14 protein-coding genes are annotated in these 15,202 nt (G+C 38.7%); 5 read left to right on the forward strand and 9 right to left on the reverse strand.

Annotation, left to right across the window (positions count from 1 at the left end):
* Nucleotides 1-3: 3 nt before the first annotated feature.
* Nucleotides 4-801, forward strand: coding sequence for an N-formylglutamate deformylase (gene hutG / locus AC27HL_RS01415; protein WP_487078449.1), 798 nt, complete (start codon nucleotides 4-6; stop codon nucleotides 799-801).
* A 9-nt stretch (nucleotides 802-810) separates the two neighbouring features.
* Nucleotides 811-2,175: a formimidoylglutamate deiminase gene (locus AC27HL_RS01420; RefSeq protein WP_487078450.1), complete on the forward strand. Its 1,365-nt coding sequence runs from the start codon at nucleotides 811-813 to the stop codon at nucleotides 2,173-2,175.
* A 63-nt stretch (nucleotides 2,176-2,238) separates the two neighbouring features.
* On the opposite strand, the gene AC27HL_RS01425 is transcribed toward AC27HL_RS01420, so the two are convergent.
* Nucleotides 2,239-2,595 carry a hypothetical protein gene (locus AC27HL_RS01425; RefSeq protein WP_487078452.1) on the reverse strand — a complete coding sequence of 119 codons (357 nt, stop codon included), beginning with the start codon at nucleotides 2,593-2,595 and terminating at the stop codon, nucleotides 2,239-2,241.
* A 235-nt stretch (nucleotides 2,596-2,830) separates the two neighbouring features.
* On the opposite strand from AC27HL_RS01425, the gene ccoG reads away from it, so the two are divergent.
* The 3 genes from ccoG to AC27HL_RS01440 are packed head-to-tail and all read left to right on the forward strand — an operon-like array spanning nucleotide 2,831 to nucleotide 5,922.
* Nucleotides 2,831-4,264 (forward strand): cytochrome c oxidase accessory protein CcoG, encoded by a 1,434-nt coding sequence (gene ccoG, locus AC27HL_RS01430; RefSeq protein WP_487078454.1) that lies wholly within the window; start codon nucleotides 2,831-2,833, stop codon nucleotides 4,262-4,264.
* Complete coding sequence (locus tag AC27HL_RS01435) at nucleotides 4,264-5,238, forward strand: serine/threonine protein kinase (RefSeq protein WP_487078455.1); 975 nt, start codon at nucleotides 4,264-4,266, stop codon at nucleotides 5,236-5,238. Before ccoG ends, AC27HL_RS01435 begins: the two co-directional genes overlap by 1 nt.
* A gap of 51 nt (nucleotides 5,239-5,289) precedes the next feature.
* Nucleotides 5,290-5,922, forward strand: coding sequence for a thiol:disulfide interchange protein DsbA/DsbL (locus tag AC27HL_RS01440; RefSeq protein ID WP_487078457.1), 633 nt, complete (start codon nucleotides 5,290-5,292; stop codon nucleotides 5,920-5,922).
* 156 nt (nucleotides 5,923-6,078) lie between these two features.
* Here the strand turns inward: AC27HL_RS01440 and AC27HL_RS01445 are convergent, their stop codons facing one another.
* The 8 genes from AC27HL_RS01445 to AC27HL_RS01480 form a co-directional block, all read right to left on the reverse strand.
* Complete coding sequence (locus AC27HL_RS01445; protein ID WP_487078459.1) at nucleotides 6,079-6,744, reverse strand: TVP38/TMEM64 family protein; 666 nt, start codon at nucleotides 6,742-6,744, stop codon at nucleotides 6,079-6,081.
* A 96-nt stretch (nucleotides 6,745-6,840) separates the two neighbouring features.
* On the reverse strand, nucleotides 6,841-8,931 hold the full coding sequence (locus tag AC27HL_RS01450; RefSeq protein ID WP_487078461.1) for a PQQ-dependent sugar dehydrogenase family protein: 2,091 nt from the start codon (nucleotides 8,929-8,931) through the stop codon (nucleotides 6,841-6,843).
* 47 nt (nucleotides 8,932-8,978) lie between these two features.
* The gene (locus AC27HL_RS01455; protein ID WP_487078463.1) at nucleotides 8,979-9,632 is read right to left on the reverse strand and encodes a single-stranded DNA-binding protein; all 654 of its coding nucleotides are present in this window, start codon (nucleotides 9,630-9,632) and stop codon (nucleotides 8,979-8,981) included.
* A gap of 93 nt (nucleotides 9,633-9,725) precedes the next feature.
* Nucleotides 9,726-10,076, reverse strand: coding sequence for a DUF3802 family protein (locus tag AC27HL_RS01460; protein ID WP_487078465.1), 351 nt, complete (start codon nucleotides 10,074-10,076; stop codon nucleotides 9,726-9,728).
* A 178-nt stretch (nucleotides 10,077-10,254) separates the two neighbouring features.
* The gene (locus AC27HL_RS01465; RefSeq protein ID WP_487078467.1) at nucleotides 10,255-11,052 is read right to left on the reverse strand and encodes a 2-oxoadipate dioxygenase/decarboxylase family protein; all 798 of its coding nucleotides are present in this window, start codon (nucleotides 11,050-11,052) and stop codon (nucleotides 10,255-10,257) included.
* 240 nt (nucleotides 11,053-11,292) lie between these two features.
* Nucleotides 11,293-12,765: a succinylglutamate-semialdehyde dehydrogenase gene (gene astD / locus AC27HL_RS01470; protein WP_487078469.1), complete on the reverse strand. Its 1,473-nt coding sequence runs from the start codon at nucleotides 12,763-12,765 to the stop codon at nucleotides 11,293-11,295.
* Between the two features lie 54 nt (nucleotides 12,766-12,819).
* Entirely contained in the window at nucleotides 12,820-13,836 is a 1,017-nt protein-coding gene (gene astA / locus AC27HL_RS01475; protein ID WP_487078471.1) for an arginine N-succinyltransferase, read from the reverse strand.
* A 70-nt stretch (nucleotides 13,837-13,906) separates the two neighbouring features.
* On the reverse strand, nucleotides 13,907-15,121 hold the full coding sequence (locus AC27HL_RS01480; RefSeq protein WP_487078473.1) for an aspartate aminotransferase family protein: 1,215 nt from the start codon (nucleotides 15,119-15,121) through the stop codon (nucleotides 13,907-13,909).
* Nucleotides 15,122-15,202: the final 81 nt, after the last annotated feature.

Below are 15,202 nucleotides of genomic sequence, written 5' to 3' on the forward strand. Positions count from 1 at the left end.
CAAATGTCAGAAAGTTATCAGTTAATAAAAGGTAGCGTACCCTTATTAATAAGCATGCCACATAATGGCGAAGAAATTCCGAGCGATATCGCTCAGGTGATGACCGAGAAAGGCATTGAGGTTGCTGACACTGACTGGTACATGGATCGTTTATATGCGTTTGCACGTAAACTGGGAGCTTTTATTTTAGTGCCTAAGTATAGTCGTTATGTTATCGATTTAAACCGTGATCCTAATGGTGTCGATTTATATCCAGGCGCTAATAGTACAGAACTGTGTCCCACAACGGCGTTTGACTTATCACCACTGTATAAAGACAACCGTGCACCTTCTGCAGAGCAAGTGAGTCAGCGAGTGTTGAAATACTGGCAGCCTTATCATGATGTTCTATCGTCAACATTAAGCGCAATTCAACAGCAATTTGGTCGAGCGGTTTTATTAGAAGCACACTCGATTCGTTCCATAGTGCCACGCTTTTTTGACGGACAGTTACCTGACTTTAATTTTGGTAGCTCTGATGGTAAAAGCTGTGCAGCTGACTTAGTTGAGTCGATTACCAGTCTTGACTATGCGCCATATTCTATGGTGTGTAATGGCCGGTTTAAAGGTGGTTATATCACCCGAGCTTATGGTCAACCTGAAAAAAATATTCATGCAATTCAGCTTGAGTTATCGCAACGCACATATATGGATGAGCAAGCAATGACATATCAGGAAGAATTTGCACAACAGGTGCAGCCCAAGTTACAAATGTTAGTGCAAGCATTAATTGATTTTGCATTAGCACCAACAGAAAAATAGAGAAGCACTATGAAACTTTTTGCAAATAAAATTTTGCTTGCCGACGGTTGGGCAACGGAGCAAACCTTAACCATTGAAGATGGTATTATTACTGACATTACTGCCGGTTTTGTAGACGGTGCGGAGCAGGCAAATGGCGTGGTGATTCCTGGTATGGTTAATTGTCATTCTCATGCCTTTCAGCGCGCTTTTGCTGGCTTTAGTGAACAAGGTAGTGAAGGTAAAGATAGCTTTTGGACTTGGCGTAGTATTATGTACAAGTTCATCGAACAGTTGACGGCAGACGATGCAGAAGTTATCGCAACCCAATTGTATATTGAAATGCTGAAAATGGGTTATACCCGAGTGGCGGAGTTTCATTATTTGCATCACGATATTGATGGTGGGAATTACCCGCGCTTAACGGCAATGGCAGAAGCTATTTTTGCCGCCGCCCAGCATTCAGGTATAGGTTTAACATTGCTACCTGTGCTTTATCGTTATAGTGGTTTTGGTCCGAAAGCAGCGAATAGTGGTCAGAAGCGATTTATTAATACGGTGGAACAATTTAATACGTTAATTAGTGATTGCTTTAACATTGCGAGTAAACAAAAAAATAGCAATGTTGGTATTGCCCCACATTCATTACGTGCTGTGGACAAAAGCTCACTGATTGCCGCTGTTAGCCATATTCGAGCACTGGATAAGCAGGCGCCAATACATATTCATATCGCAGAGCAGCAAAAAGAAGTTGATGATTGCCTTGAACATTATGGTCAACGCCCGGTGCAATGGCTACTTGATAATGCTGATTTAGATAAGCATTGGTGTTTAATTCATGCCACACATATTAATGAAGAAGAACGTAAAGGTATTATTGCCAGTGAAGCAATTGCAGGTATTTGCCCAACAACAGAAGCGAATTTAGGTGATGGTATTTTTCCAACCGATGAGTTTTTACTTGAACAAGGTACTTTTGCCATTGGCTCCGATAGCCATATTTCTGTTAACCCAATTGAGGAGTTACGCTGGTTAGAGTATGCGCAACGTTTAAGTAAACAACAACGGGCATTATTGGCAAATACGCAGCAGCCATCGGTTGGGTTAAATTTATGGCAAAGGGCCGCGTTAGGTGGAGCGCAAAGTACAAATAGTAATACCGGCGAATTAGCGATAGGTAAACAAGCCGATTTGTTAGTATTAGATGCTAGCCAATTACGTTTATTTGCTCATGATGATACGCATCTACTTGATAGTGTTATTTTTGCTAGTCAGCAAAGCCCTGTGCAAGATGTTATGGTATTTGGACAATGGGTAATTCGAGACGGGCAGCACGCACTGGAGACAACTAGTGCTGATAGCTTTGCTCGTTTATTGTCAAAACTCTCAGCGTAACTAATGTTAAATATTCTAGACGACTAGCATTGGCTAGTTGGTCTAGTTATTTTTTGACATTCATTACAGTAAAGCACTGTATTGGCTAATTACTTGGCAGACCTTAGCCAAGTTTTCTCTATGTAATTTTGGCGTCTGCTTTTTAGTGTCGCAATACTGGTTATAAAAGCTTTTAACGCTTTTTCTGTTCTTGGTGATCTCTGCTATGTATTCTTGTTCTTTGGTGGTGAATTGTGCGAAATCACGTGATAAATCCTGATATATTTTATCTGCCTTCAATCTAACCTTAGTATCCGTTGCATCAGAAAAAACACTGAGCACCATAGCTTTTTGTTCACTTAACCAAGCGTTTAGTTTTTCATTCGGATAAAAATGAAAATATAACGCGGCTGCGACGATTAAGATCAATAATTTTTTCATATCCTACCTTATAATCAAGATGCGCGATTAAATAACAAGCAGTTAACATTTGCTTAATCTGCTGAGCGCACAGAACATTTTTGTTTAATTGGACGAAATACAATGAGAATAGTTCTAGGGTAATCAATTTTGTACTAACAAAGCAATATTTTGCTATTTTTTGATAGGTAATCAGGTCTAATTCGTTATAATTGGACGGCATTATCGAACTAAGAGTCGAACTAAAGGATCCGCTTTGAAATCAAACGATAATAAAACCAAAACCCCTCGCCAAATTCCGGTTAAGAATGTTGAAATACATCAACCAGAAAAAAGTGGCGCATACAAACCACGCGATCAGATTTATGTACGCAAGGTAGAGGGAGTCTTTCAAAAAATACGTCAAAAGATGAACTTTTTCTTTTTAGCGTTATTTGCTGTGTTACCCTGGCTTAGATATGACGGGCACCAAGCGATTCTTTTTGATATTAGTGAACAACGCTTTACCTTGTGGAGCGTCACCTTATGGCCACAAGATTTAACCTTACTGGCTTGGATTTTTATTCTTAGCGCTTTCTTGTTGTTTTTTATTACCACGTTTTTAGGGCGTGTTTGGTGTGGTTACCTTTGCCCGCAAACGGTTTGGACTTTTATTTTCATTTGGTTTGAAGAAAAAATTGAAGGTAGTGCAAACCAACGTAAAAAGCTTGATAGTCAGCCAATGTCGACTAATAAATTTTGGCGTAAAGCGCTAAAACATTTTTGCTGGGGCTTTTTTTCACTATTAACCGCTTTGACCTTTGCAGGGTATTTTGCACCAGTAGAAGAAGTATTTATTGACTTCTTTACCTTTAATGCCTCATTTACTTTGGCCGCTACCGTTTGGTTTTTTGCTTTTTGTACGTATGGCAATGCAGGCTGGATGAGAGAAATCATGTGTTTGCATATGTGCCCATATGCGCGCTTTCAGTCAGCAATGTTTGATAAAGACACACTAACGGTTTCCTACGATGCAAAACGTGGTGAAAACCGAGGCCCACGCTCAAGAAAGCAAGACCCAAAAGAAATGGGGTTAGGGGATTGTATCGACTGTAATCTATGTGTGCAGGTTTGCCCAACTGGTATCGATATTCGTAACGGTTTGCAGTATGAGTGCATAAACTGTGGTGCTTGTGTTGATGCCTGCAGTGGCGTTATGGAACGGATGAAATATGACAAGGGTTTAATTCGTTATACCACTGAGCATGAATTGGCAGGAAAAAAAGTACATTTTGTGCGTGGAAAGCTTATTGGTTATGCCGTGGTTTTGATTGTTATGACGAGTTTATTAATTATGGAAATGGCAAGCCGAGTACCGGTTTCTATGGACATTATTCGTGATCGAACAGAATTAGCAAAAGAGAACTTTAATGGTGATATTGAAAATGTTTACACTCTTAAAATATTGAATAAATCACAAAAAGATAACCATTACCGTATTTCAGTAAAAGGTATAGAAAATACTAAATGGCATGGTGAACAAGAAATTTTTGTTAAGGCTGCAACTGTTTATACGCTGCCAATCAGCCTTTCGGTTGATCCGTACGAATTAGAAGGTTATATGACAGATATTAGTTTTGTGATTGAGTTAGTTTCGGATGAGGATGAAGTAAGACTTGAACATGAAAGTCGCTTCTTTAATAAACGCTAATGTCAGTATTTGATTTTACCTCGCTGTCACCAGACTTAATTCTAGATGGCTTGGAAAGCACGGGCTTAACCGTCGACAGTGGCCTGTTAGCGTTAAACAGTTATGAGAATCGTGTCTATCAATTTCATGATGTTGATAAAACTAAATATGTGACTAAGTTTTATCGACCGCAACGTTGGACGGAAGCACAAATTCGCGAAGAGCATGCCTTCTCATTTGAATTAGATGCTAATGAATTGCCGTTAGTAGCACCAATAAAAATTGATGGTGAGTCATTGTTTAACTATCAAGGCTATCATTTTGCAATATTTCCTTGTCGTGGAGGACGCATTTTTGAAGTTGATAACCTTGAGCAGCTAGAGTGGATGGGGCGATTTTTAGGCCGTATTCACGCGGTTGCCGCGAAAAAAGACTTTATTGAGCGACCGAGATTTAATAGTGAAGAGATGTTGCAGCAAGCGCATCAAACTATTGAGAAATCAAATTTTGTTCCTGATAGTTTAAGCTCACCATTTTTCACTATTTTAGAGCAGGTAATCAAGGTTGCGAGTGAGCAATATCAGCCTGACTCACAAATTCGTTTACACGGTGATTGCCATGCCGGCAATATTCTTTGGACCGATGATGGTCCGCACTTTGTTGATTTAGATGATTGTCGCATGGGGCCGGCGATACAAGATCTATGGATGATGCTCAGCGGTGACCGACAACAACAAATTCTACAACTTGATACCCTATTAATGGGTTACGACGAGTTTCATAGCTTTGAAAGCAATCAATTGCCTTTAATTGAATCATTGCGTACTATGCGGGTAGTTAATTATATGGCATGGCTATGTAAACGTTGGCAAGATCCCGCATTTCCACATAATTTTCCTTGGTTTAATACTGAAAAATATTGGGAGCAACAAATTCTTATGCTGAAGGAGCAAATGTCAGCTTTACAGCAGCCGCCGTTAAGTTTAATGCCGTAGAAAGCATTTTTGCTGTTGTATATTTTATTAATGATTAGGAATTGTATTTTTATGAAAAAGTTAGTGAGCTTATTCGCTTTAATGTTATTACCGGTATTTGCTTTTGCAGCAAATTACACCGAAGGCGAGCATTACACTAAAGTAAGTGAAGAAATCACCAAAAAACCTGAAGTGCGTGAGTTTTTCTCTTTTTATTGTCCGCATTGTTTTCAGTTCGAACCATTTATGGCGAAATTAAAAACATCACTGCCAAAAGACGCAAAGTTTGAAATGAACCACGTTGACTTCTTACGTGCAGCTTCTCCTAAAGTACAACAAATGCTGAGTAAAGCTGTTGTTGTTGCACACCAAATGGGCGTGGAGAAAAAGGTAATTGGCGCATTATTTAACTATATTCATGTGCAACGTGCGGTATTTACTTCACAAAAAGATATTCGTAATGTTTTCGTGCTTAACGGCGCTGACGGTGAAAAATTTGACAAGTTAATGAAAAGCTTTGGTGTGGTAAGCAAAGCAAAAGCTATGAAGAAGCAACAAGATTACTTTGCTAACAAAGGCGCATTAACGGGTGTGCCAGCAGTGATTGTTAACGGTAAATACCGTGTTGATGCCAAAGGCTTAGATAGAAATAACTTTGAGCAAGATTATATCAACTTAGTTAATCACCTATTAACATTAAAATAAGTGACTAAATTGATTTGTTAAAAGAGGCTACGGCCTCTTTTTTTATGTCCAATGTATGTGATTTAGTTAAGGTGATGTTTGAGTATTGGAGGCGCACCGCAATCTTCAGGTCTAACTAGCTTTAGATATAATTTATGTGACAAAGAGCAGTATGTACTAATTTAATGGCAGTTTTAACCTGGTATTTTTATAAAGGTAGGCGCTCAGTATTATGGCAATAGTGAGTAAGATAATACTGAAGATGATCTGTTGTTGATTACTGACTTTTAGTCCTGCTCCCATTAAAGTAAATATCGCCATTTGTGGAATAAAGCCCAGAGCTGAACCACATATGTAAGCAGCTGTCGGAGCTCGGGCTGATCCCGCTAAGATGTTTGTTAGAAAGTTAGAGCCTGCAGGTATCAGACGAATGATTACGGCTTTTAAAAATGTTTGATGTGCAAAAAAACTCTGCACTCGTATGAGCTGTTTAGGGTAATGTTGTTGTACAAGGTTACTAAATAGTTTTCTAGCTAATATTAGCGTGAATATACAGCCGAAAATAGCCGATATTGTCGCGAGCAACATACCATAGCTGACACCAAATAAATAACCGCCAGATAAGGCTGTTATTTGTCTAGGTAAACCAATCGCCATAGCTAGCGTCAGTATGGCGACAAATGTAACAGCGCCCTGGAAGGAGTTAGGAATATTTGAGTTTAAATAGTTTTGAATATTCTCACCATAAGTGCCTAGCAGTATGGTGAGCATTACTATAGCGATAAGAATTGATAAAAGACTAGCCAAAACAGCAATTTTAAAGGTATTTTTTTTTGGCAACATTGACCGCTCAACTTTATGCTCAATATGAAATAAAGCGCTATTTTGCGGCGCTTGATAGTGAAAAACAAGGCTGAATTCTTGTTCCTATAAAGTTTATTATTCTTTGGCTAAATCGTTAATAATTTTAGTTTTTGCAATGTTAAATTCGTCATCGCTCAAAAAGCCTTGTTTTTTCATTGTCACTAATTTGTCTAACGCCATGACAAGTTTAGTGTCTTGACTTGTTGCACTATGATCTGTGGATGCTAAAGCTTCATTTTCGATTTCAGGTGATAAGCCACTATTGTTAATGGTTTTTGATGGTACTTGTACTGCTTTTGTCACCTGTGCGCTATATTTTTTATCAACTGACGGCGCTATTTTTGATTTCACCCTGATTTTTCTTTTACTGCTGTGTTGAGGGTTGATGTAACTGGCAAACAACCAATGCCAATCAATAACCTTGGTCAGTACCTTATTATATTTGAGTTTGGTGTGACGAATATTACCAACACGATAATAAAGACAAATTAAGAAGCTTACTTCGTTGTCATCGATTAAACGTACTTGTATTTTTCTTTGCTTGTCGTTAATCATTTTTAGTCGATGCTCTTTCGCAAAAACTGCTAGCACCTGGTCTTCTAATTCGTTAGAAAACCCGTGCTCAGCATTATTGCTAATAATAGATATTACCTGATCGTTTAATAGCAACTCACTGCGTATTATTGTCGATAACTCGAGCTTCTGTTCAGCGGTTTGGCTATGACGTTTATAAAGAGAAAGCGTTTCATTGGTAGTGTTGATCTCAAAATTTGCCCACTGACTATGAAGGAAATGTTGCTTCTTTTTAGCCATTAATTTTATATACCATATGCTGCCAGCAACACCGATAATTAAGATAAAAATAATTAAAATGGCAGAACTATTTTCAGTGTCACCGTCTGCAATTGCGGTTTTTGGTGTGACTACACTGACATTTTCTAAATCTGCTTTAATAGTATATAAAAGTTGTTGGTCGTGAGTGAGTACTAATAATTCATTGTCGCTATGTTTATACAAGCTAAGTTTTTTTGATGTTGCGATATTTGCTAAGTTATACGAGCTAAATGTTGGCAAGGTTTGGGCTGTTGTATTTGGCTCTAGAGATAGCGCCTGTAATTGCCAGTTATTTTCAATTTTATTTAGTTGTAGCACTTTTCCCCATAAGTTCTGTAGCGCTCGTCCATGGTAAATAATTGCTGTGTTGTGGTTGCTATGTTTGCTGGGTAAGCTGTTTTCCAATTCAGCTGATGTTGATTGTCTTAGATCATCTCCTAATCTTGCTTGTATAAAGTAATTTTCCGCGGCACCTGCGATTTGCATCAGCAATGTATTTTGGCCTTTTTTAATCCAATCAAAGTTTTGAACATTGCCACCGGCAATGGTGATAATTTCATTACGAATATCAGCTTGTTTGATGAATGGATTATTGTCTGGAATGGTGTAACTTTGTAAGCCAAAGCGCTCAGGCCTTATCCGTAAAATAGTGCCAGAGTAGATTGCTTGTTTCGCGACCTTTTCATTCTCTGCTTTACTTAGCAACACGTAAAGTAAGCCAAAATCTTCATGCCAAGGCTCAGTATACGGGTTAAATGATAATTGCTTAAAAGCTTCATAAGGTTGATGGATGGCGATGCGAATAACCTCATGCTGGTTGGCAACAGCTATCGGTTGGTTAAGGGTTTTACTTAATTGCCAGCGAATAATAACAGCATCATACGGTAGGCTTTTATCTAGCCCACTATTGGGTGCGTTTTTATCCTGATGGCTATTGTTTTCTTCAATATGGGCAGTGTAAATTGTGTTGTAACCGTTGCGGTCACGATAATGGAAGCTTGGGTCGACCGCCATAGCCGTCAAGGCGATTAGGTTTGAATCTTCAATTCTCTTAGTTAAGTCTAACAGTGGCTCTGCTGCAATTGTGCTGTCTTTTAAGGTGTATATTTTGCCTTGTTTTGTTGCAAGAAGGTACTCGGAACTAGTGCTGACAATCGGCGAAACAGTCAGCCACTCATCGTTATTAAGTTTTACTGCTGAAAGGTCTGCAATTACTGATAATTTCAGCTTATTTAATGCATGTTGCGAAGCGTGTACATTAGTGCTGAGCACTAGCAATACTAAATAGATTAAAGTTACTTTACTATGTTTTAGCCAGCAAGGTTTGTCCATAAAACTGCTATTGTCCTAATCAAGTTGTAAGGCAAGTTAAGTGCAATTTAGTGTTTGCTAAGTAAAATAGCTTGATGAGCTTCTATAAATTGACTTTTATTCTTATTATTCAGATAGCTTAATTTTCCGTCAACTATTATTTGATCATTTCTTTTACCGTGTTCGGCAATATTGAGTGCTTGCTTACCCCAAATATGTATCGGCCTTTCGATGGTAAAGGTGTGATGTTGTTGAGTTAGGGTTGAGTAGACATTTAGCTTTGATGTTAAAGTTATTTCTGCAAGCTCTTTATTATTTTCAGTCAATATAACATTTATATCTGACGTAATTGTGCCACTAAAGTGTATTTGATTTAGTGACTGTGCAAATCCCTTAGGGTAGGTTTGTGCATAACTTGCGTGAATGATTTCGCGATTATTCTGCTTGCTATTAATTAGGTAGCCTTGCAGTAGCAAAATATCACCTTTGTCTGCATGAATAAGACTTTGTTCGACAATTTCGCCAATAACCTTAACGGTATGATAGCTTGTCCATTCTTTAAATTTTTTGCTTGTTTTATCGAACCAACGACTATGGGTAGCCAGTGTTAACTCAGCGACAGCAACCACTGGATTCGCTTGGTAACGTATTTCCGGTTTTTTCACTAAGTTACCTAGCAAAGTGACATTACATAAGTGGTTGTGGGGTGTTTCAGTTAACATAGGCGTATTGTTTCTATAGGTAACTCGCTTTAAACTAGCGGTATTGGAAAAGTTATCTTTAAACGGCGAAAACTTTGCTATAAAGAACTTTCTCTATAGCAAAAACTGACTGTGAATCTCAGTATCAAATAAGTTTTTGATTAATAACGAAAACTCTTTAATGAATGTTAGTTGTTGCTCGGTAACTGCATTGTTAACCACACCTGAAAGAATTTCTTGCAGGTCATACACAATGGCGTCAATTTCACGAATGATAGTATTTCGCTGATTAAAAGTAAGTGCTTCATTTTGATTGCACAGGGAAATGATTTGCTCGCTCATTTCCTCTTCAATAACTTCAATGACACTACTATTGCCTGAACTGCCTTCACAATTTTCAAACAGCTCTAAATGTTCAGTTAGGTATTCAATAATATGAATGTAACCTTCGGTATCGGTAACCATGCCATGCAACTAATTATTTAACTTATTATACTACTTTACCTTTTAATTAAGGCGATAATCAAGAGGTGTAAATTTATGAGGGGATTTCAGAGGGGACAAATTACAATAAGGTAATTATGAGTGCGAATTGTTCAAATAAAGCACCTATTTTCTAATAGGTGCTTTGAACGAACGGTTCTTATGCCGCAGCGTTTGTGCTTTCAAAGATTTTGTCGGCAGACGCGGCGACAAAACCTGTGTAAAGCTCGCCGTTATCCATTGGATAGCGTTTGGCGAATTCGTAGAAACAGCTTGGAATTGCAACTGTTTTATCTGAAAACTCTACTAAAACGTGATCAGCCATAGTTGATGACTGCTCAAGTTTCACTTCTTCGTCGCCTTTGATTTCGCCACCAACACTATTTAGTGTAAAACCACCGGCTTTAACTGCATCGTTTACAGATTCAATTGAATCATAGTTTTCTAGGTGATTAATACTAACGGTAAAGTGGTTAGCACGGTAGCCCCATGCAGCAACCCAAGCGGCATATTCACTTTCCGCTAATAGGTCTAAATATTCTTGATGGCTTACTTGCCAGTGCGTACCTGAGTATAAAAAGCTCTCAACATTGATGTCATTCTCGTTGATGTTCGCAACCATACCTTTGATAATTTCTTGTACTCGTGGTGAAAACTCTTCCACTAATAATTCGCTAATAAAAACTTTTGGTAAGTTAGTATCTGTATGCTCAAAATGCTTTGCGTATAACTTTTTAGCTTCAAAATGGTATTCACCACATTCTTTGTAGCCTAAGTTAAGTAAATGAGCAGAAATCTTTTCGATATTAACTTTAGCAATATTGAACGTGCGATAAGCTACATGGTCGTTAATTAAATCGCTACCTGAGCTTAATAGCTGGTGTACTTTATTAGCCGACGGAGTAACTTCTAAGTAATTTTGCCAAATATTGTTAAATAAATTTTTAACTGGAGTCATGTTAAATTCCTATATGCTTAAAATAAAATTTTTCGATAATTCATCTTGATTGAATGGCATAAAAAAGCTAATTAACTGGATATTTAGAGTAGATAACAGTTCTACAAAATATTTAGGACAAGCGTGTTTGATAACCACTCAGAACGATGGTTATATTTGATCGATACTCTTGAAAAAGCTGGGACGTATCCCAGCTTTTTTAATTGGACAGTGAAACTTCATGCTATTAAACAATAATAATTACTTAATAGATAAACCTGGGCTTAAGGTTGCAGGTAAGGCAACTTTTTCAGCTTCAACTGATGCTACTGGGTAGGCACAATAGTCAGCTGCATAGAATGCGCTTGCTCTGTGGTTACCGCTAGCGCCAATACCACCAAATGGTGCTGCACTGCTAGCGCCAGTAATAGGCTTGTTCCAGTTTACGATACCTGCACGGATGCGACGGAAGAAGTGGTTGTATAACTCTTCGCTATCGCTTAATAAGCCTGCCGATAAACCGAACGAGGTATTGTTTGCTTCGTCAATGGCGGCATCAAAATCAGTGTAGCGGTAAACTTTTAATAATGGCCCGAAATGCTCGTCATCTGGCATGTCAGTGATGTTTGTAACGTCAACAATACCAGGAGAAATAAAGCCAGTACCCACTTCAAGGTGCTTCATCATAACAATTGATTCACCGCCAAGGTCAAGCAACTGCTGTTGGGCTGCAACTAAGCCTAGTGCTGCTTTTTCAGAAATCATTGAACCGATAAATGGTTGTTCTTCATCATCAAAGTAACCGATTTTAATTGCTTTTGTGCTGGCAACTAATTTCGCTAAAATTTCGTCACCCTTTTCGCCCGCTTCAATAAATAAGCGGCGAGAACAAGTACAACGTTGGCCGGTGGTAATAAACGCAGATTGTAGAATGTCATGTACTACCGCATCGATATCAGACACATCTTTAACAACGAGTGGGTTATTGCCACCCATTTCAAGTGCTAAAATTTTGCCTGGTTGGCCACCAAATTGTTCATGTAATAAATGACCAGTTGTTGAACTACCAGTAAAGAATAAACCGTCAATTTGTGGGTGACTTGCTAATGCTTTACCTGTTTCAACTTCACCTTGAACCATGTTAATTACACCTGCTGGTAAGCCAGCTTGTAGCCATAGCTTCAAGGTTTCTTCAGCAACCATAGGGGTTAATTCACTAGGCTTAAATACGACAGTATTACCTGCAATTAGCGCTGGAACGATATGGCCGTTAGGTAAGTGGCCAGGGAAATTGTATGGGCCATAAACAGCAACCACACCATGTGGCTTATGACGAATAAAAGCTTTAGCACCTGGCATAGGATTTTCCACGGTACCTGTGCGCTCCTCATTGGCACGTACAGATATGGCAATTTTGCCAACCATAGCACCTACTTCAGTACGGGTTTCCCAAAGCGGTTTACCTGTTTCAAGGGCAATGGTAGTAGCCAACGCTTCTTTGTTTTCTGCTAATAATTCAGAAAACTTAACTGTTATGGCAATACGCTCTTCTATTGGCATATTAGACCAGGTTTCAAAAGCTGTACGTGCCGCAGATACTGCTTCTTCTACTTGTGCAGGAGAAGCAGTATTACCTTGCCAAATAACTTCGTTTTTAGCAGGGTTTTTTGAAAATATTTCATGGCCTAAACCGGTTGTCCAGTTGCCATTAATCAGTTGTATTTTGTGTGACATTCTTTATTCCTCTGCGCGTTTGTCGCAAATGAGTATAGTAATTATTGAGACGTATTAGTTAGCAACTAGGCGAACCCAGTCACCTTCATTCACCATAAGTGCATCGGCAACGGTTTGTGATAACACTACTTGATTAGCCGTTTCACGTAATAATACCGATGCTTGTGTTGCTCTGAAGTTTGCAACTTGGCTATTACAAATAATGTATTTGTTATCGCTGTCAACATCGCCAATTAATACTTGGCACTTCTGGCTTTGACGCACGGTTTTTACTAATGAAGTTTGTGTTTCTACCGTTGGGCCACCATCAAAAATATCAACGTAACCGCGGCGAGAAAAACCTTCAGCTTCTAACAACCTTAATGCTGGCACAGTTTTCGGGTGTACCTTGTTAATCACTTGCTGAGCTTCATGGCTAAGCAAATTGACATAAATTGGGTACTTAGGCATTAATTCAGCGATAAATACTTTTTTACCAATACCTGTAAGGTAATCGGCTGTTGGAAAGTCTAGAGAGAAGAAGTGCTCTTCTAACCATTTCCAAAATGGCGATGAGCCATCTTCATCTGAAACACCGCGCATTTCGGCAATAACGGTTTCAGAAAAGCGCTCAGTATGCTCTGCCATAAATAGAAAGCGAAAACGTGATAAAAAACGACCATTGCTATTTTTACGATGACTCTCACTTAAAAATAATGTGCAAATTTCTGATGCACCTGTGTAGTCATTACATAAAGATAGTGTTTCCACCGTATTGTAAATATTAAGCTCTCGAGAGCTATGCACCACTTTACCTAAATGGTAATGATAAAAAGCATCGTCTAAACCGACGGCCGCTTCAATACCGCTGGTACCAACGACTTTTCCTGTTTCGGTATCTTCCATTACGAACAAGTAACCTTCATTACCAGGCTCTGTTACTGTACTTTGAAAAGATACTTCCGCGTGAGAAATACGTTTTCTCAACAATTCTTCGTTGACCGGCAGTGATGTAAAACCGTGTCCTGACTCAACAGCAATGCGATGAAGGGCATCGTAATCACTATTTTGTATAGGGCGTATAATAATCATAGAAAACTCTCAATGAGACGACTAAACACCTTGCATGTAAAGATATTTAGTCGCTTTAATAATAGGTGTTTTACTTAGCTAACTTAGCAACGGCTTTTTCAAAACGTGCTAAACCTTCGGTGATATCTTCATTTGGAATAACCAAAGAAGGAGCAAAACGTACAATATTTGCGCCAGCAACTAGCGTCATTACGCCTTCAGCCATTGCAGCATTTAAAAAGTCTTTTGCTTTACCTTGGTATGCTTGGGTTAATACCGCACCAATTAATAAACCTTTACCACGGATTTCACTAAATACATTGTATTTAGCGTTGATAGCATTTAAACCGTCAACGTATAGTTGCGCTTTAGCTTTTACGCCATCTAATACTTCTGGTGTGTTTACGGTATCAAATGCAGCTTCAGCAACGGCACACGCTAATGGGTTACCACCGTATGTACTACCGTGCGTACCAATTTTAAGGTGCTTAGCAATCTCTTTAGTAGTAATCATCGCACCAATAGGGAAACCACCACCAAGTGCTTTAGCTGTAGTTAAAATATCTGGAGTAACATTTAAACCCATGTATGCGTATAACTCACCTAAACGGCCAACACCTGTTTGCACTTCATCAAAAATTAATAGTGCGTTATGTTCGTTACAAAGTTCGCGAACACCTTGAGCAAATTCATCTGTTGGTGAAACAATACCGCCTTCACCTTGTAATGGCTCCATTACAACAGCACAAGTTTTGTCAGAAATTAGTGCTTTAACGCTTTCTAAATTGTTGTATTCAGCGTGAACGATATCGCCAGGCTTAGGGCCGAAACCGTCAGAGTAAGCTGCTTGACCGCCTACGGTTACTGTGAAAAATGTACGACCGTGAAAACCTTGTTTAAAGGCAATGATTTGCGATTTATCTGCGCCGTGGTTATCTAATGCCCAACGACGTGCTAACTTAAGTGCTGCTTCGTTTGATTCTGCACCAGAGTTGGCGAAATAAACTTGATCAGCAAAGGTGTTGTCAGTTAATTTTTTTGCTAAACGTAATGCTGGCTCGTTAGTCATGACATTTGATAAGTGCCAAATTTTATTGGCTTGTTCAGTTAATGCGCCAACTAATGCAGGATGACAATGTCCTAAACAGTTAACCGCAATGCCGCCAGCAAAATCGATAAATTCACGATCTTGTTGATCCCAAACACGAGAACCTTGTCCGCGAACAGGGATAACAGCAGATGGCGCATAGTTTGGTACCATAACATCATCAAATAATTCACGATTTACCGGGAAGTGGTTAGACATTGTAAACTCCTCTCATAATTAGGATATTGTAATCAATATATGTATATTAATTTCGCTCAAATAAAGTGAACAAAATTAAAT

This window comes from Colwellia aquaemaris (assembly GCF_057548755.1).